We start from the raw sequence: 18,959 nt of genomic DNA on the forward strand, positions 1-18,959 counted from the left end.
AGATGCGATTGCGCCAACTGAGCGCTAGGCAAGGGCAAAGCCCTTGCCTAGCGAAAGCAGCGAAAAGGGGCTTTTGATGCAGCCTCTTTTCGCTGGCATTATACTTGCTTCAATTGGCACCGCAGGGGATTCTTCGGCTCCGCGGCTCGCACCGCTCATCGCTTCACGATGCCTCCCTGCACCCGCTCCGCGTGCTCGGGAGTGCAAAAAGTCCACTGGACTGTTGCATGCTCAGGATGACAACCTAGCCGAGAGCATGTCGATGCTGATTTAACATAAAGCGCCGATCCCTCTGGCAGAGATCGCTTGTTATGAACGAAAAGAGCCTCGGCTAACTTTTCGCGAACTGGGGTTTTGTCGTCAGGTGATTGCTTGAGAGCCGGAAAATCGTTCATAACGGGCGATCTCTGCTACCGGCCGCGACCTCCCACCGCTGAAGTAGCGTTCTCGAATACCTCTCATGCGCCGCGCGTCGTTCGAGCCGCGTCGTTCGGGTTGCATTGCATGGGCTGCGCGCTGTCCGCGGCGCATCGTTCGGGCGCGTGTCGTTTGGGCTGCGGCATTCGGGCCGCCCGGCGTGCTCGCTGCGTCGTTCGGGTTGCGTCGTCAGGGCTGCAGCATTTGGGTCGGGCGTCCTATCGGCCTCGTGAGCGTTCGCTTGTTGGGGGCTTACTATTGTCATACAATAGCCTTGGTTGCAAGAGCAGCGAACCACCTGGCAAGGAGGTAGCGGTGGGCGGAGAGAACGATAGCCGAGCGCCGAAAGAAACCGACAAGCTCATTGAATTCACCGTCGCAGAGTACGACGACAACAGCCAAGAACCTCCTCGTTTCACAAAGGTGACGATGAGCCGAGAAGAGCTCAACCGAAGAATCGGCTTCACCGAGGAGCAGCTTGACAAGGAAGCCGAAGAATACGAGAACGACACGTGGGACGCGTCGAAGTTCGGCAAGGTCGTCATGGGCAGGCCCTCCCTCGCCGACGAGGAGGTGAAGCCCATCACGTTCAGGCTTCCCGTTTCGAAGATAGCCGCGCTCGATCGGAGGGCGGCGCGCGAGGGGCGCACGCGTTCGGAAGAGCTGCGCTTGGCCGTGGACGACCGCCTCATGAAGGCGTAAGGAGAGACGCAATGTATAGCATCGACTTGAACAGCGACCTGGGCGAAAGCTTCGGGCGCTACACGCTGGGACTCGACGACCAGATCATCCCGCTCGTCTCGAGCGCGAACGTAGCCTGCGGCCAACATGCGGGCGACCCGATGGTCATGCGCGATACCGTGCGCATGGCGGCGGACGCCGGCATCGCCATCGGCGCGCATCCGGGCTACCCCGACTTGCAGGGCTTCGGTCGCCGCGACATGAACCTGTCGCCCGACGAGGCGTACTCCTACATGCTGTACCAGATAGGCGCCCTGCAGGCGTTCTGCGCCGCGGCCGGCGTGCCGCTGCGACACGTGAAGCCCCACGGGCAGCTGTACAACCACGCCGCCATCGATCCGGAACTCGCGGCGGCGCTCGCGCAGGCAGTGCGCGACGTGGACGACCGCCTGGTGCTCGTGGGGTTGGCGAACGGCGCACTCGTGGACGAGGGCCGGAAGCTCGGTTTGACCACGGCCGAAGAGTTCTTCACCGATCGCAACTACACCGACGAGGGCAAGCTAGTGAACCGCAACGATCCCGCAGCCCTCATCCGCAGCGAGGAGGAGGCCATCGAACGCGTGAAGAACGCCATACGCGACGGCGCCATCCTGTCCGTGAACGGCAAGCTCATCGACCTGCACCCCGACACCATCTGCGTGCACGGCGACTCCCCCACCGCGCTGGCTTTCGTCCGCCGCACCCGCGAGGCCCTCGAAGAGGACGGCATAGCCATCAAGCCGGTGGGAGCAACCAACTAGCGGCCGATAACGGCGTCGCAGCGCTTTCGAAATCGAACATGCACCCAAGCAGGAGCCGACGTCCCGCAAGGAACGTCGGCTCTTTTTCGTCCGTCCCGCGCCAGGGAGGGAGGAGGCGCGGGCGGAAACGGAGGATTCGGCACAACCTCCTTCGAACCCGAGCGCGCCCGGATTCGAGAAAGCGTCCTACATCATGCCCGCAGCGAAGAAAGCGTAACGCGCCAGCACCACGCCTACCGTAGCAAGGACAAGCACGGCCGCGGCACCCGCTTGCGACGACAGCTTTCCCGCATGCGTCGCACCGGCGGCGACGCTGGCAGCCAACGGCCCGACGATCCCGGCCGCAACCAGCAGCGCGGTCATGTCCGCGCCGATGCGCGCCAGGTGCAGGCCGAACGCCACGAGCACAACGGCGAAGGCAATCTCCGCCGCTATGTTCGCGCAGGCCAGCTTGCCATCGGCGAGCGCGCCGCGATCGAGCAGGGCGCACAGGCCCGCACCCAGCGCCAGATCGCCCAGCACGAACAACGGGACGGTCGCAGCCCCGCTCCACGCGGGCAGGCCCAGGCTGTGGTAGTACGCCAAGCCGGTGACGATCATCAATCCCACGGCCGCGATCGCGCCGACCCAGCGCACCGGGCGCGGCGACGCGCCCTTCGCCTTCGCGAACGCCACGTCGACCACGATGACGATGCCGAACGCGATGGACCAGTACGCCTCTTGGGCGATCATCGATCCGGGGTTCGCCATACCGTTCGCGAACCGCAGGGGCTGCCCGAGGTGCGCGAGCGTGCCGCACAGCCCGACGCCCAGCAAAACCAAGCAGACCAGCGGGAACAGCCAAGCACGGCGACGTTCGTCGGATGCCGAGCTGTTGGAGCCGCTCACGCGCAGGCCGCCGCACAGCGCATCGACCACGTACGCCCCGGCCGCCAAGCCGGCGAACGTCGTGAACACTAGAAGAGGAAGCACATGCATAATCATGTTCATCAACCAACCTTTACACGTAATAGACCGACGGGCGCGTGCCGGCCTCGGGCAGATACGGCTCGGCGTGACGCTCTTGCATGAGCTTGCTCGGCGCGCTCTCCGGATCGTTCAAATCGCCGAACACGCGCGCGTTCGCCGGGCAGGCGGCCACACAGTACGGCTCGGCCCCCTCGGCCACGCGCTCGGCGCAGAACGTGCACTTGCTCATCACGTGGTCGACGTCGTTCATCGAAGGCGCCCCGTACGGGCATACCCAGCTGCAGTAACCGCATGCGATGCACACGTCCTGGTTCACCGAGACGATGCCGGTTTCGGGATCTTTGTGCATGGCGCCCGACGGGCAGTTGTTCACGCACGCCGGATCCTCGCAGTGGTTGCACAGCAGGGGGCGAAACGCCAGCGTCGGACGCGGAAACTTCCCGGTGGACTGGTACAGCACGTCGCCGTCGAGGCTCTCCAGATGGTTCCAGTGCGCGTTGCCGGGCACCTCGTTCGATATCTTGCAGCTCACCGTGCAGGTCTGGCACCCCACGCAGTACTGAGTGTCGATGACCATGCCGTAGTGTTTCTGTTCGGCCATGATTCCTCCTTTACGCCTTTTCGACTTCGACGAGCACGTCGTAGAAGGCGCTGTTCGTCATGCTGTAGGCTTCTTCGGCATCGCATATGGTGTGATGCGTGAGGTTTTGATAGCACCCCTCGATGAAGTAGTCGGGCGTCCAACCGCTCTGCGTGGCCACGGTGCCGGGAACGATGCCCTCGGTGAGGAACGCGCGGATCTTCATGTTGCCGCGGTCGTTCTTCACCCGTACCACATCGCCGTGCGCGATGCCGCGTGCCTCGGCGTCGGCCGGGTTCATCTGCAGCAGCGGCTCGTCCTGCACCACTTCGAGCGCGGGGTTCAGAATGTGCTGCGTGTGCACGTTCAGGCGATCGTGGTATTGGATGTACACGAGCGGGTACTTCTGCGCCAATTCGCCCTCGCGCGGGTCCTCGCACGGCGGTTTCCAGGTGGGCACCTCGTCGTCGAACTCCACCAGATCCTCGGTGTAGAACTCGAACTTGCCGGTGTCGGTCTTGTATCCGGCACCGTCGGCGTAGACGATGGCAGAGTCGTAGATGGCGTCGGAGCGACCGTAGATGCCCTGCTCCACCACGTCGCGCTCCCAATCGAGATCGTCCCAGGCTGGATGGTCGGTGCCCACGAACTGGCGCACCCATTCCTCGTCGGTTTTGTCCCAATACGCCTCGACGCCCGTTTTCTTCGCCAGAAGCGACATGATCTCGACGTCGGACTTGCTCTCGCCCATGGGCTCGATGGCAGGTTGGTTGAACATGGCCCACGGGCTACGATCCACCAGATCCCAGTGCTCCCAGTACGTGCAGGCGGGCAGCACGATGTCGGAGTACTTCGCCGTCCACGTCCACCACGGATCGGCGGTCACGATGAAATCGATGGCCGGGATGACTTCGTTGATGATGCGGTTTGAGTCGGGGCTCATGTTGACGAAGTTGGAGTTGGCGATCCACAGAAAGTCGATGGGCACCGGATCGTGGTCGACCGCCGCCGAATACACCTGGGAGGAAGGAACGAGGTTCGCCTTCTTGCCCGTGTCCGACCAGTCCGAATAGTCGTACACCGGCCCCGTGTAGCCGGCGACCGGCTTGTTGGTGGCCGTGCCACCGGCGTGGGAGGCGCCGCCGCCGGGAACGCCGATGTAGCCGGCGACCATGGCGAGCGTGGCCACGGTGCGGAAAGGCGCATAAGAGTGGTACACGCGCTGCATGCCCTGGCCCATGCGGATACCGGCGGGCTGGGCCTCGATGTACTCCTTGGACAAGCGCTCGACCACGGCAGGATCGATGCCGCATATCTCGCCGGTGCGTTCGGGCGTGTACGCGGCGCACGCGTCGACCAGATGGTCGAAGGCGGTACGGCACGCCACCCCGTCGACTGTGAACGAACCCGAGAGCGCGGGCTTCGCGGAACCGGCCTTGACGGTTTTCGCGTCGGGCGCGGGCACCGCGGCACCCGCCAGCTCGTCCCAGATCACGTACGTGCCGGCACCGGCTCCGGCCGCACCCTGCGCCGCCGGAGCGGTGCCGATAGAGCCCGCCTCGGCTTTCTCGTCGCCCTGCGCCGTTGCGACGACCTTGCCGTCGACCATGCGCAGGTACGTGCCGTCATCCTCGCGGATAAGGTACGGAGCCACCGATTCCTCGACCAGCTTGTCTTTGGCGTGCAGGTCGTGGCCGATGATCCAGTTCATCATGCCCAAAGCGAGGGCGGGATCGGTCTGGGGGTTGATGGGGATCCACTCGTCGGCTATGGCGGCGGTGGAGCACTGGCGCGGGTCGATGACGATGAGCTTCGCCCCGTTCTTGCGGGCGGCCACGTAATCGCGCAGCTCGGACGTGTGCGTGTCCGCGACGTTGCGACCCCACGCGATGAGCAGCTTCGAGTTCAGGTAGTCGCGCGAATCATGCGCGCCGCGATGCGTGCCAAACACCATGGTCATGCCCATGGACGCGCCATGGTCGCCCATGATGCCCTCGATGTCCCACGTGGTGGCGCCCACGGTCGCGGCGAAGCGCGTGGGAGCCTCCCACGAGAGCTTGCCCAAGTCGCCCGTGAACGAGTAGAACGAGGCCGCCAGCGGGTTTTTCGCCAGCACCGCGTTCAGCTTCTCGGCTATCTCGTCGATAGCCTCGTCCCAGGTGATGCGCTCGAACTCGCCCGAGCCGCGCTCGCCGGTGCGGCGCATGGGGTACATGACGCGCGCGTTCTCGTCCTGCAGGCGCTGGATGTAGCTCATCGAGCGCAGGCACGCGTTCGCATATCCCGGACGTCCCGGCATGTCGCCCGGCTCCACGCGCACGAGCTTGCCGTCGCGCACGGTGCCGCGCAGATGGCAGCGCGACGTGCAGTTCACCGTGCACACGGCGTGCACCGCCTGCTCTCCGGCAGCTGCGGGAACCTCGTCGGCCAGCGCTTCGCCCGCGCCGACCCCCAACGCCTCGAAGCCGAGCGCGGATGCCACCGTGATGGCCCCGACGCCTTTGATGAACGTGCGGCGCGTGAGCTTGCCGTCGCGCGTGAAGTACTCGGGCTCGCGTGCCCCGACATACGTTTCACCGTTCTCCATATCCTCCTCCTTGCTCTCGTCGAACTCCTTGTTCGTTCGGACGCCGACAACGTTACGCCCCCTGTCGAGCGCCCTCCACACACGGCAGTGGGCACGGCACAGGGTTGGGCCACGCCCCCAAACAAGGCGCGTGCCCACAATGTTGTGGGCACCGCCCAAGCTTGGTTGGACATCGTTCGCGCAAACAGGTAACGTCCCGTGCGTGGAGAGGGGATATTCGTGACGAAGGGCGAAGGAAGACGTGCCCGGAAACGCTGCGTCGGCATCGCGTGCGGCCCGAACGGCGCCGCCGCGCTGGTTGCCGTCTCGGCTTTTCTGGTGTTCGGACTCAACAACACCGAAACGTCGGCGCTGCCGGCCTATGTCATGGAACTGGGAGGCGGCCCTTTCGTGGCGGGTCTGCAAAACAGCCTGTTCGTCCTGGTCGCCGTGCTATTGCGCATTCCGCTCGAACGCGTGGTGGAGCGGCGGGGAGGCCGGTTTGCCATGATCTTGGGAGCGTTGGGCTACACGCTTCCCTGCCTGCTCATGGCAAGCTGCACCGAACTCTGGCAGATCGTGGTCTTGCGCCTCGCTCAAGCGCTGGGCCTGGCGGCGTTCCAACCGAGCGTTTCGCAATACCTGGCTGCGTCCTCCCCCGCCCCGGTGCTGGGCCGCCACTTGGGAATCGTGCGATTCGCGACCACCGCCTCGCTCATGGTGGGCCCCGTGTCCGTCTTCCCCCTGATCGGCGAACATGGGTACGGCACGTTTTTCGCCGTGCTCGCCGTAGCGGGCGCATGCGGGGCCGCCATCGCCTGCGCGCTGCCCGCCCGCAGGCCGGCCGCCGCGCCTGAAACGCCCGCATCGGAAGAACGCCGACCGAACCCCGACGATGCGGGCCTGCCGATGACCCGGCGGCAAAAGGCGTTGCTGCTCGCAGGCCCTTTCCTGCTGGCCTCGGGCTACAGCGTGGTCATGAACTTTGGGCAGCTGCTTTCCCGCAACGTGCTTGCCGGCTGCAACGACGGCGTGCTGTTCGCCTGCCTGAGCGCCGGGGGTCTAGCGGGCAGCCTGGTCGCAGGATGGGCGGCCGACCGCTTCGGCCCCAAGCGCGCGGTCGCCTGCACGATCGCGGCAAACGGGCTGGGCCTGCTGCTCATGGGAACCGCTCCCGGACCGCTTCCCGTCCTAGCGGGGGCGCTGTTGTGCGGCGCGGGCTACTTCGGGGGCATTGCCACGCTCATAGCCGCGGCGGGCACCTCGCTCGGCGGCGGGGCGAGCACGTTTCTTGCGCGCCAACAGAGCGGCTTGGATCTGGGCATGATCGTCGGCGGGCTCGCAGCCGGGCTCATGATGCAAGCCGGCCTCCCCTTGGCTGCGGCGTTTTCAACGGCCTCGGCCGCCGCAGCTGCAGCCCTGCTGGCATGGGGTATGATGTACCCTCGCCGCAACGACGCGTAAAAGGAGGACCCATGGAGGCCATCAGCTTGTTCGTGCAGCCGAAACCCCTGTTGAGCGACACGATCGAACGCGTCGTTGCCGAAGGCGCGCTCAAGGGGAGGCCGATTCGACTCAACCCCGGCGACTACCTGTTTCGAGAGGGCGACGACATGCGCGACACGTTCTACCTCACGCGCGGCCTGGTGCGCTTGTATAGCGACACGCCCGACGGTTACACGAAAACGGTGTTCTTCCACAAGGCCGGAACGCTGATCGGGTTCCAAGGGTTCCGGCCCGAGGTCGACCGCAAGCCGTCCATCCTGAACGCGAAGGCGACCACCAAGGTGGAGGCCTACGCCCTCGACGCCGAGAGCTTCGGCGACTACCTCAAGGCGCACGGCGAGGTGTGCTATGCCATGGCGCAGTACCTGTTCGAGATGATGGCGCTGCAAACCCGCGAGGCGGTGAACGCGTCCATCTACCCCGTGCTGCAGCGGTTCTCCGCCCTGCTGCTCACCTTGGCGCGCGAATTCAACTCGGCGCAGGCGCCTGCCATCGTGCCCTTCAGCAACGAGGAGCTGGCCGAGATGCTGGGCGTGCACGTGAACTCCATCACGAACTCCGTCGTGGCCCTGCGCAACGCCGACTGCGTCGAACGGCAGCGCGGCGCGCTCGTCATCACCGACTTCCGAAAGCTCAAAAGCATCGCCGAGAACCTTATTGCGAGCTCCTAGGGGCGAGCTCGCAAGGGAGTCTTTCGGCTGGCGCCGCAGGGAATCCTTCGCCCCCGCTTCGCAGGGCCTCCCTGTGCCCGCTCCGCGTGCCCGGGGCCTCGACAGTCCACCGGACTGTCGAATGCTCCGCTCGCTCGGGATGACAGGTGGAGGAAAACGAGAAAGCGCCCACCTCCATGGCGGGCGCTTTCGCGTTGCTGCTTTGCCGATACGTCCGCTAGCCGCCGATCAGGGCTTGCAGCGACGTGAGGAAGCTCGACATGTTGCGGTAGCACATGAACAGCGTGATGACGATGATGACCACGCCCGCGCAGTTCGCGAAGATGTGGTTCTTCCACTTGCCCAGGTCCTTGCCGTTGGCGCAGTAGATGACGAAGAACGCCATGATGGGCAGCAGGATGGCGTTGGCCGCCTGCGCCACCAAGATGAGCTCGGTCGGGCTCTTGCCCAGCGCGATGGCCATGACGCAGCCGCACACGAGCACGATGATCCAGATGAGCTTGAAGCGCAGGTCCTTGACCGTCTTCTTCCAGCCCAGCACGCCGTTCACCGCGTAGGCGGCCGAGAACGACGCCGTGATGGCGCTGGAGAATCCGGCAGCCAAAAGTCCCAGGCCGATGAGCCACGTGGCCCACGAGCCCAGAAGCGGCTGCAATGCGAGCGCCATGTCCTTGCCGTTCGTCACCACGGTGTCGGTGCCGTAGATGTTCGCGGCGGCGCACACGAGGATGGCCATGGAGATGATGCCGCCCAGGCCGATGCTCAGGATGGTGTCGAAGCGCGCGTCGGACACCTGCTCGGGATCCTTGAAGCGCTCGGAGGCGCCAGAGGCGTGCAGGAACAGGTTGTACGGCACGATGGTGGTGCCGATGAGGCCCACGGCGGTGAGGATGCCCTTCGAGCCCTCCTCGGGCAGCGCGGGCACGAACAGGCCATGCGCCACGGCACCCCAGTCGGGGCTGGACGCGAACGCCGTCACCAGGAACACCACGCCCATGAACACGACGATGGCCGTGAGGATGACCTCGACCACCTTGTACGAGCCGATCCACATGGCGATGAACGCGCAGATGCCCAGCACCACCACGATGGGCAGCATGGGCACGTCGGGCGCGACGGCCTGGATGCCTAAGATGCCGCCCGTGATGTTGCCCGTTTCGTAGGCGATGTTGCCCACGAAGATGGCGATGATAACAATCACGATAGCAATCCACATGAGAGCCTTGTTGGGAATGCGGTCGCGGATGTTTTCACCCAATCCCTTGCCCGAAACGATGCCGACGCGCGAAGCCATCTCCTGGAAGATGATGGTGGCCACGGTGGCGAACAGCAACGCCCACAGCATGGTGTACCCGTAGCTCGCACCGGATACCGTGCAGGTGGTGACGGTGCCGGGCCCGATGAAGCCGGCCGCCACGAGCGCGCCAGGTCCGATGTTCTTGAACTTCTGAGCCAGAGAGCTGCTCATACCCTCTCCTTTCCCTTCTTGACAACGAGGTGCAACGTTATGCACACCCCATGATCCCCGTTGCACGTTTCGCCTCTGTTGCGAACGCGCAGATACTGCCTTCGAAAAAGGCAATGCCGATCAGATTCGCCTACTTTATCAGAATAAAGACCCAACGTATACGCCCCAACCGCAGAGGGCTCCGTCCATCGGCGGCGAAGCGGCCCCCGAACGCCGCGAGAGGCAGCGGCATCCCGAGGCCCCGGTTCGCACGCTCGCTCCGAGCGTTAGAAGCTGCAACGGTTGCGGCCGTCGCGCTTGGCCGCGTACAACGCCTCGTCGGCGCGCCGGTAGAGGTCGTCGAACGACTCGCCGGGCTTCGAGAGCGCCGATCCCGTGCTGATGGTGATGCGACGCTCCGAATCGGACGATGCGCGTCGCTCGACGGCGCGGCGCACGGCCTCGCATTTCTCTTTGACCACAGCGGAATCTTTGACGTTGTTCAGGTACACCATGAACTCGTCGCCGCCGAGCCGCCCCACCACGTCGCCCACCCGGAAGCTCTCGCGCAGGATGCGTGCGACGTCCACGAGCGCATGATCCCCCTCGAGATGGCCGAACGTGTCGTTGACCTCTTTGAAGCGGTCGATGTCGACCATGATCAAGGCTCCCCGCTCGCCTTCGCCGAGCGCGTCCACCTGCTGCGCGATGCGCCGCCGCGTTGTTTCGGAGTTGAGCAAACCGGTGAGGCTGTCGCGTTCGGCCTTCGCCATCAGCTCGTCCTTCTCGCTCCGTTCCTCGTCTATCACCTTCAACGTGCCCACCGCGTAGGCGGCGCGCCCCGCATCGTCCACGGGTTCGACGGTCACGCGCAGCCAATGGTCGATGCCGTCCGCATCGGGCAACCGCACCTCCTCCACCCGGCGCTCGCGGGAACGCAGCAGATCCAGAAACGAGGTCTTTTGCTCCTCGTCCAGGGCGAAGGAGTCCGATCCGAGGTTGACGGTGATGGGCTCCGCCACGCCATGCTGGCCCTCTTTGCTCGGCAGCGATATCACGAGCGAGCCGGTGCGCTTGTCGTACTCGAAGAAGTAGTCGTCGCAGAGCGCGTAGAGGCGCAGGCGCTTCTTCAGGTCGAGCGCCGTTTTCGCGTTGGCGCGCGCCCGCTGATACAGAATGACCAGTATCAGCAGCAACACGATGAGGAGGACTACGGCTACGGTGGCGAAAGCCTCGAACGGATGGGCGCGCACGAAGTCAACGATCTCGAACGGCTGCTCGCGCAGCACGTCGCCGTTTATGACGGCCTGCAGCTCCACTTCCGTGAGCGAGCCGATGGCCTGATCCATGATGCCCAGCAGCCGGCCGTCGCCCGTGCGCACGACGCCGAAGCTGACGCGCCGCGGTTCGTGCGTTTGCGGCGCGACGCGCACGCCGCGGTACTCGGGCATGTTGAGGAAGTACTGCATGACGTACTCGTCGACGTACGTATAGTCGGCCTCGCCGCCGACCACCGCCTGCAGGCATTCCGCAACGGACGGAAAGCGGACCGCGTCGCCGATGAACATGCCGTCGTAGCGGCTCGAAGACGAGATGGCCAGTCGTTTTCCGGCGATGTCCCCGTTCGAAGCCCCTTCGTTCGCAACGAGCACGTACGACGCCGTCACGTAGGGCTGCGTGAGGGAAAGCCCCCGTTCGCGCGCCGCAGCGTAGTTGTAGTCGAAACAGGCCACCAGATCGATGGCTCCTTGCTCGCTCAACCCGTCCAGCTCGTCTTCCGACGCGGCGGGCACGTACGTGAAGTTGAGGCCCGTCTTCGCCGCCACGACTTCGAGCAAATCGACGGCGATGCCTTTGAGCTCGCCGTTCTCTTCGTACTGGTACGGCGGCTGGTTCGACAGCACGCCTACCCGAACGGGATCAGCGGCGGCGATGAAGGAGCGGTCGTCGTCCGACAGCACGAACGCGCCGGACGCCTGCGTGAAGTACTCGTCGTGCAGGCGCGAGCGGAACATCGGATCGGCGCTGTCGATGCGTTCGAGGGCGGCATCCAGCTTGTCGGCGAGCACTTGGTCACCCTGAGCGGCAGCGAAATACAGTGGATGCGACGAAACATGGCCGACGGTGCGCAAACCGTCGGCCGCGGCCATGTCGGTCGCGAGCACCGCATCGGCCCGGCCGTCGAGCACTGCGGCCTTCGAATCGTCCACATCCGCGCAGTTCACCAACTCGTACGCGATGCCCATGCGAGCGCAGAACGATTCCAGTTCGCCCAGCAACGTCGACTTCTCCACCGCGGCCACGCGCAGAGGACGGTCGGCGCTGGCGGAGACGAGCGGGTTGTCGGTGCGCTCGGCGCTGGCCAGCAGCACGATTCCCAAGGTAGCGTAGCTCTCGCGCGTCAGCGCGAGCGACGAGCGGCTTTGCTCCGACGACATAATGCCGGCCACGAGGTCCACCTCGCCGGCGGCCAGCAATTCGCGCGACTTCTCGAAAGCCGCTGCCCCGCTGCCCTCGACCGCGACGAATTCGTAGTTCCAACCCGTGTATTGGGCGATGCGCTCCAGGTACTCGTAGGTGTAGCCGGATCGAACGCCCGATTCGTCCGTCCACATCACCCGAAACTGCTGGGGGAACGCAACGCGCACGGTGCGCACCGCTTCCGAGGACGCGGCGGCGGAAGGCGCCTCGTCGGACGCGGCCTCGTCGCCGAAGGCCCCGCCGGGGACCCATGCGGATACCGCGCAGACGAACGCGAGCAGCCAACAGGCCGCCGCGTGAAAAACGCGTCCGAACCGTCCCCCTCCGCCGTGCCGCTCCCCCATCGCGCCTGCGCCTTTCCCCTTGTCGTGCCCCTTATTATACTGCCGGGTCAGGGGAAATGCGCGATAACTATTCCGAGTGCTCGATAAGGTCGATGACCTCGTCGCGGGAGTGCACGTCGAGTTTCTGGTAGATGGACTTGATGTGGTACTTCACCGTGTTCTCGGACACGACCAGTTTCTCGGAGACGGCGCGCGCCGTGCGACCCTGGCCCAGATGGACGAGTATCTCCGACTCGCGCGGCGTGAGCCCGTGCGCACGGGCGAGCGAGGCGCAGCGATCGGCCAATGCGTCGCCTTGGCGTTCGGCTGCGGGCATGGCCGCCTTGCCATCGCCCTCGCCGGAACCTTCGAGCTTCTTGTCCTTGAACAGGAACATCGACACCATGGCCACCAGATACACCGCCACCAGGGCCACCGCCGTGAGCTCGAGGTTGCCCTGCCCGAAGCTGTCCGCCTTGAACAATCCCAGCAACGTGCCGGCCATCCGCGCCGCGTTCGTGCACACGAGCGAGCACGAGAACAGCAGCGCCGCCGGAAGCTTCGTGTCGTGGACGGCGTTGGCCAGCATGCACCACAGGATGATGCTCGCCACGAGCGTTCCCAACTGCGCGCAAGCGTTGGCCAGCCCTCCCACGCCGTTCCAGATGAGCGGCAGCAGCAGGAAACCGGCGGCCGACAGCGGCAGGGCCACCTTGTACACCGAGCCCAGGCTCGGCCGGCTTTTCACGAACAGCGCCGGCAGCAGCAAAGCCACGATGACCACGGCCTGCGTGACGAGCGCCGTTTGCTGGAACGTGGCAAGCGGAATGTCCTGCCGCGCCGACACCTGCAGCATGAGCCCGCTCATGAACGACAGGATAGCCGTGCCCAGCATGGGCCGCCACAAGGCCGAAAGCGCGCCCTTGAACACGGGGGCCGAGTACTCCTCGGCGATGGGGGCTCGCGCATCCAGGCACTTCTTGCAGAACCAGGCCGACGCGAAGAACAACACGGCCCCCACCGGCAGCATAGCGGGCGAAGGCAGCAACGTGACCAGAAAGTACACCACCAAGCTGGCCACGTTGCTCAGCAGCACGAACAGATAGGCTTGGCGCAGGTCGAACGTGCCGCAGAAGCGAGCCCACAGCAAGTTGATGAGGGCATCGCCCGCCCCGAAGAACAGGCCGCCGAACACGAGCCACGGAACGAGCGCCTCAAGGGGCACGTAGCCCGCGAACTGGAACGCCATGCGCGTGACCACGAATCCGGTCGCCGCCGCGCCCGCGCACACCACGATGGCCGTGAGCGAGGACGACCGGTTCGAGGCTCGACGTGCGACGGCCATCATGACCAGGTACACCACGAGTCGCGCCGCGACCACCGCCACCAAGAACAGCGATTCCACATGGGCGCCGGTCTGCCCCAGCGACGTGAGCACGGTGGGAGATTCGAACGACATGTATCCGAACACCAGGTACAGGGCATAGCCGCCCATGAACGCCACGTCGCGTGCGCGTATGCCGGCGAACATTTCCCTCAGACGGTTCAAACGGGCCCCTCACCCTTCGCTTTCACGGCTGCCAGTGTAGCCGAAATAGGTACCCCCGTCATCCCAACAGTATAGAAACATCGATTACCACCCGTATCGGGTAGGCGCTCCATCGGGGTAAACGCCGAAAACTACCCGGATGCGATGTCGCAACCGAACGTTGAGGAGCGTAGAGTTTCGCAGCGTAGGGAGGGTTTCGCTACGCGAATCCTCGTTAGGGGGCGGCAAATCGATCCGTCGGGCACTGCAGCGTTGCGGCGTCCGGCCCCGCGCCCCGCAACGAAAGGAGAGGGAACATGTCAGAAAAAGGTTTGAGTCGCCGCGCGTTCCTCGGCTTCGGCGCCACGGCTGCGGCAGCCGCCGCGGCCGTCGGCATCACCGGCTGCGCGCCGCAGGCCAAGGGCGACGCGAGTGCGTCGGGCAGCGCGTCCTCCGCAGGCGGCGCGGCCACGAAGTTCACGCCGGACTTCCTCACGCCGCCCCCCGTGCCCACGGACGTCAAGGACGAGAAGACCTGCGACGTGCTCGTCATCGGCATGGGCCTGGCCGGCACCGCCGCCGCCAAGGAGGCCGCCGAGGCCGGCAAGAAGGTCATCGTGCTGGAGAAGCAGCCCGAGGACAGCTATTCCGTCATATCCATGGCCGGCGACTTCGGCGTGGTGGGCTCGAAGATTCAAAAGGACCTGGGCATCGAATGGGCGCCGAAGGAGGACATCCTCAACGAGTTCGTCAAAGAAACGGGCGGGCGCTGCGACACGTGGATGACGAACTACTGGTACGACCATTCCGGCGAGGACTTCGACTGGTTCATCGAGAACGCCGACTACGAGGTGCTGAAGTCCACCGCCGCGAACCGCGAGACGGACAAGCCCAACTACATCCGTCCGAAGTGCTTCCCGCCGCAAGAGGGCTACAACTACAAAGAAGAGGTGTACCCCTACTTCCATGGCACCATCACCACGAACCCGAACATGCAGTGGGCCTGCCAGGCGGCGTTCGAGGATGCCATGAAGGCCGGCGCCGAGCTCATTTACAACGCCGAGGGCGAGCAGCTCATCGTGGAGGACGGCACCGTGAAGGGCGCCTACGCCAAGACGAAGGACGGCTACCTGAAGGTGAACGCCAAGGCCGTCGTGCTGTGCTGCGGCGACTACGGCGCGAACCCCGAGATGCGCCACTACTACGCCCCGTGGACCGAGGAGTTCATGGGCGGCGTGGACGACGGCCGCGGCCAGCTCATGGGCATCTGGGCCGGCGGTTGGATGGAGCTGGGTCCGCACGCTCCCATGACGCACCATATGGGCGGGTCGCTCGGCGTGGACAGCTTCCTGCAGCTGAACATGGAGGGCAAGCGCTTCATGAACGAGGACGTGCCCGGCCAGAACATCGCCGACGAGCATACGCGCCAGCCCGTGGCGAAGGATCCCGAGATGGCCGAGGCAGGCGTGAAGGCGTGGCAGATCTTCGATAGCAAGTGGCCCGAGCAGATCGACAAGATGCCCGACGGCCACGGCTACACCACGCACTTCGTGTCCGAGGAAGAGGCCCCGAACTACGAGACGGTGCTTTCCGGCTTCGGACTGGGCTACACGACGGCCGCCATGGTGGAGGAGCGCACGGACGTTATCGCGAACTCCCTCGAGGAGCTGGCCGAGAAGACGGGCCTGCCCTACGACACGATGAAGGCCGAGATCGAGCGCTACAACGAGCTGTGCCACAAGGGCGTGGACGAGGACTTCGGCAAGATGTCCAAGCGCCTGTTCCCGGTGGAGAACCCGCCGTACTACGCGTGCAAGTTCGGCAACGCCGGTATGCTGGTCATGTTCGGCGGCCTGGAGTGCGACCACGACCTGCACGTGACGAAGGACGGCACGAACGACCCCATCCCCGGCCTATTCGTGGCCGGCAACACGATGGGCCGCCGCCTGCTGGTGGACTACCCCGTGGTCGTGGCCGGCATCAGCCTGGCCACCGCCCTGTGCTTCGGGCGCCTGGCCGGCAAGAACGCCGCCGCCAGCGTGTAACCGGAACCCTTCCCGCGGGGCGGCCGGCCTCCCTCCCCTTGACGGCCGCCCCCTTTCAGCATGCGGGGTTCGCGTCTTCTGCGAACCCCGCATCTTTTGCACAAAACGTCGCAGGTAAGCCACTTTCGTATGCGTAAAACGTCGCAAACAGGCTGCTTTTCTGTACATAAAACGTCGCAAAAACCTGTTCAAATAGTTTGTAAAACGTCGCAAGCAAACCACTTTTCCTAGGTAAAACGTTGTATACTGCCTCCTAGCTGGATATGGATAATCATCGATTCCTGCAATGAGGTGCAACAATTATGTCCCTAAAACGCAAAGCGCTCGCACAGCTTAAACAATGGAGGGCAGATCCCGGCCACCGCGCCCTTTTGATAACCGGAGCACGCCAGGTGGGGAAAACCTACCTTGTCCGCGAGTTCGCTCGGGCTCGCTACGACGCGTTCCTTGAAATCAACTTCGTTCGAACGCCCGACGCGGCCGACATATTCGAGGGCAACCTGGACGCGAGCACGATCATCGCCGGCCTCACTGCGTTCAGCCGCAAGGCGCTCGTCCCGGGCAAGACGCTGATTTTCCTCGACGAGATCCAAGAATGCCCGCGAGCGCGCACCGCCATAAAATTCCTGGTAGACGACGGACGCTTCGACTACATCGAGTCGGGATCGCTCTTGGGCGTGCGCTACAAAGAAGTCCCCTCCTATCCGGTAGGATACGAAACCGAACTGCGCATGTATCCGCTCACTTTGGAGGAATTCTTCGACGCCTGTGGGATCCAACCCGAGGTGTTCGAACATGTTCGCGCCTGCTTTTCTCGACGCGCTCCCCTTCCGGTCGCCATGCACGAACGTCTGCTGAAGTTGTTCCGGCTCTACCTTGTAGTCGGCGGCATGCCGGCAGCCGTTCAGGAGTTCGTCGATTCGAGCGACCTCGCGCGCGTGCTCAAAATCCAAACCGACGTCCTCGCCCAGTATCGTCAAGACATCGCGCGCTATGCGAGCGACAAGGCGCACGTTCACGCCATCTTCGACCACATACCTGCGGAACTGGATAAGAAGAACAAGCGTTTCAAGCTCTCCGATCTGGCAAAATCCGCCCGCATGGAACGCTACGCGAGCGACTTCATGTGGCTCGCGGACGCCGGCGTCGCGCTCCCCTGCTACAACGTAACCGAGCCCAAGGCTCCGCTTGCCATCAACGTACGGCATAGCCTGTTGAAAGTGTTCCTTTGCGACGTGGGGTTGTTGAGCGCCGCAACGGGAGGAGGCGTTCAGTTCGATATCCTTCAGGGGAACATCGACGTCAACTGGGGCAGCATGCTGGAGAACGCGATAGCCCAGCAGCTGGTGGCGCACGGGTTCGATCTCTATTACTACGATAAGCAGAAGATCGGCGAAGTGGACTTCCTCTTGCAGGACGGCAAGAGCATCGTGCCTCTCGAGGCGAAATCGGGTAAAGACTTCCGGCAGCACGCCGCGCTCGACAACCTCTTGGCCATGCAAGAATGGCACCTCGACAGCGCATACGTTCTATGCACGTGCAATATAGAACAGGCGGAAAAGGTCGTCTACCTCCCCTGGTACGCGCTCGTCTGCATCGAGCCAATCGGGTTGCCGAGCAGCTTCGTCATAGACATGAGCGAGTTGACCTGACGAAACGCCCTTCGCAGGGGAGGGGCGCTACGACGTCTTCCAGAAATCCTGCACGAGGGCCTGGCGGTTGGGTTGGCCCGTTTTCTGCAGGATGTTGTGCACGTGCACCTTCACGGTGCTGAGCGCCAGGTGCATCTCCGACGCGATGTTCTGGTTGTCCTTGCCCACCAGCACGTAGCGCAGCACCTCGCACTCGCGATCGGACAGCTGGTGGCGCTTGCCGTACATGAGCAGGTTGTCGCCTATGAGCTCTTCCTGCCGGCCGCCGCCGTGCATGGGCGGGCGCTCGAAGCGCAGCGACAGCACGCGGAACGCGTCGCGGCAGGCGAAGAACGCGCAGCACAGCATGAGCACGTTCTCGGTGAAGTTGCGCTCGGGCGCGTAGGCGCGCGGCCCGAACATGATGGGATCGGGTAGCAGGAACACGCAGGCATCCTCCGCCACGATCAAGATGCCCAGCACCCACAGCGCCACGTACAGCCAACGATGGCGGCGCAACCGGCTGCGCTCGGCTTCGTCCTTGGTCGCGAAATAGCGAAAGCCCGCGAACAGCAGCATCCAGAACAGGTAGAGCTCGCGCGGGAAGTAGAACAGGAAGCTGCGCAAATCGCCTTCGGGCAGCACGACGAGCACGCCCACGCTCGCCACCACGAACAACGCAACGGGAACGACTTTGAGCGCTTTGCGCGTTTCGCCCAGATAGTCGCACACCAAAAGCCAGAACGACGTGAGGAACCCGCCGCCCGTCACCACGAGCGCCAGCGACATGACGACCGCATAGGCCGCCCCCAGCCCCGCGCTCGCCCCGGTGAAGAAGTCGTCTTGGAACACCCACGCCACGTCGAAGAAGTAAAACAGGAAGCCGAAGAAGGCGTAGAGCATGGTGCGCTTCCGCGACACCAGATAGGCGGACAGGCATGCGGCCGACGCCAAGATGGAGCCCAGCAGCACGAAAAGCGTATAGTGGAAGAGCACGAAACCCACGAACGAGCACCTCTCAGTCGCTTGCCTACGGCCTTTGAAGGCCTTCGTCCATGATACACGAACGAGCCCCGATGTTCCCATAGGGGCGGCCTGCAACCTGCCCACTTTAGGTCGCCATCCGGTACTCTTGATCGCCACCTGCGGTTTAGCGAGGGTTTAGTCCCGGCTGAGGCTTGGTACACCCCAATCGCTGCCTCGGTAAACCCGCTTTACATCTTTCCTTCCATCGGCAACAGGTGCAAGGTTAAGCCAACGCGTCGCAGGGCTCGCAAAGCCGCAGACGCACTTGGCGAAGATAGGCCGGCGCGC

The 18,959-nt window shown here is 64.3% G+C and carries 13 protein-coding genes; 6 read left to right on the plus strand and 7 right to left on the minus strand.

Annotation, left to right across the window (positions count from 1 at the left end):
* Positions 1–846 precede the first annotated feature (846 nt).
* Both HCH03_RS05875 and HCH03_RS05880 read left to right on the plus strand, forming a co-directional pair.
* Positions 847–1,119: a ribbon-helix-helix protein, CopG family gene (locus HCH03_RS05875; protein WP_221688736.1), complete on the plus strand. Its 273-nt coding sequence runs from the start codon at positions 847–849 to the stop codon at positions 1,117–1,119.
* Positions 1,120–1,130: 11 nt separating this feature from the next.
* Positions 1,131–1,898 (plus strand): LamB/YcsF family protein, encoded by a 768-nt coding sequence (locus HCH03_RS05880; protein ID WP_185904431.1) that lies wholly within the window; start codon positions 1,131–1,133, stop codon positions 1,896–1,898.
* A 186-nt stretch (positions 1,899–2,084) separates the two neighbouring features.
* Here the strand turns inward: HCH03_RS05880 and HCH03_RS05885 are convergent, their stop codons facing one another.
* From HCH03_RS05885 to HCH03_RS05895, 3 genes are read right to left on the minus strand one after another with little or no spacing between them, the layout of a single operon-like run.
* Entirely contained in the window at positions 2,085–2,888 is an 804-nt protein-coding gene (locus tag HCH03_RS05885; protein ID WP_221688737.1) for a DmsC/YnfH family molybdoenzyme membrane anchor subunit, read from the minus strand.
* Positions 2,889–2,898: 10 nt separating this feature from the next.
* A complete protein-coding gene (locus HCH03_RS05890; protein ID WP_185904429.1) occupies positions 2,899–3,468 on the minus strand; it encodes a 4Fe-4S dicluster domain-containing protein in 570 nt (189 codons plus the stop codon).
* A gap of 10 nt (positions 3,469–3,478) precedes the next feature.
* Positions 3,479–6,034: a molybdopterin-dependent oxidoreductase gene (locus HCH03_RS05895; RefSeq protein ID WP_221688738.1), complete on the minus strand. Its 2,556-nt coding sequence runs from the start codon at positions 6,032–6,034 to the stop codon at positions 3,479–3,481.
* Positions 6,035–6,253: 219 nt separating this feature from the next.
* On the opposite strand from HCH03_RS05895, the gene HCH03_RS05900 reads away from it, so the two are divergent.
* Complete coding sequence (locus HCH03_RS05900; protein WP_221688739.1) at positions 6,254–7,477, plus strand: MFS transporter; 1,224 nt, start codon at positions 6,254–6,256, stop codon at positions 7,475–7,477.
* 11 nt (positions 7,478–7,488) lie between these two features.
* Complete coding sequence (locus tag HCH03_RS05905) at positions 7,489–8,190, plus strand: Crp/Fnr family transcriptional regulator (protein WP_221688740.1); 702 nt, start codon at positions 7,489–7,491, stop codon at positions 8,188–8,190.
* A gap of 217 nt (positions 8,191–8,407) precedes the next feature.
* Here the strand turns inward: HCH03_RS05905 and HCH03_RS05910 are convergent, their stop codons facing one another.
* The 3 genes from HCH03_RS05910 to HCH03_RS05920 all read right to left on the minus strand — a co-directional run bounded on the left by HCH03_RS05910 (position 8,408) and on the right by HCH03_RS05920 (position 13,990).
* Positions 8,408–9,658, minus strand: coding sequence for an Nramp family divalent metal transporter (locus tag HCH03_RS05910; RefSeq protein ID WP_221688741.1), 1,251 nt, complete (start codon positions 9,656–9,658; stop codon positions 8,408–8,410).
* A 266-nt stretch (positions 9,659–9,924) separates the two neighbouring features.
* Positions 9,925–12,462, minus strand: coding sequence for a transporter substrate-binding domain-containing diguanylate cyclase (locus HCH03_RS05915; RefSeq protein WP_221688742.1), 2,538 nt, complete (start codon positions 12,460–12,462; stop codon positions 9,925–9,927).
* Between the two features lie 67 nt (positions 12,463–12,529).
* Positions 12,530–13,990 carry a response regulator transcription factor gene (locus tag HCH03_RS05920; protein ID WP_221688743.1) on the minus strand — a complete coding sequence of 487 codons (1,461 nt, stop codon included), beginning with the start codon at positions 13,988–13,990 and terminating at the stop codon, positions 12,530–12,532.
* A gap of 296 nt (positions 13,991–14,286) precedes the next feature.
* Here HCH03_RS05920 and HCH03_RS05925 point away from each other — a divergent pair, with 296 nt between their 5' ends.
* Entirely contained in the window at positions 14,287–16,014 is a 1,728-nt protein-coding gene (locus tag HCH03_RS05925) for an FAD-dependent oxidoreductase (protein ID WP_221688744.1), read from the plus strand.
* 302 nt (positions 16,015–16,316) lie between these two features.
* Complete coding sequence (locus HCH03_RS05930; RefSeq protein WP_221688745.1) at positions 16,317–17,666, plus strand: ATP-binding protein; 1,350 nt, start codon at positions 16,317–16,319, stop codon at positions 17,664–17,666.
* Between the two features lie 27 nt (positions 17,667–17,693).
* Here the strand turns inward: HCH03_RS05930 and HCH03_RS05935 are convergent, their stop codons facing one another.
* Positions 17,694–18,650, minus strand: coding sequence for a helix-turn-helix transcriptional regulator (locus HCH03_RS05935; RefSeq protein ID WP_221688746.1), 957 nt, complete (start codon positions 18,648–18,650; stop codon positions 17,694–17,696).
* Positions 18,651–18,959: the final 309 nt, after the last annotated feature.

This window comes from Gordonibacter massiliensis (ex Traore et al. 2017) (assembly GCF_019731765.1).
Classification (GTDB): domain Bacteria; phylum Actinomycetota; class Coriobacteriia; order Coriobacteriales; family Eggerthellaceae; genus Gordonibacter; species Gordonibacter massiliensis.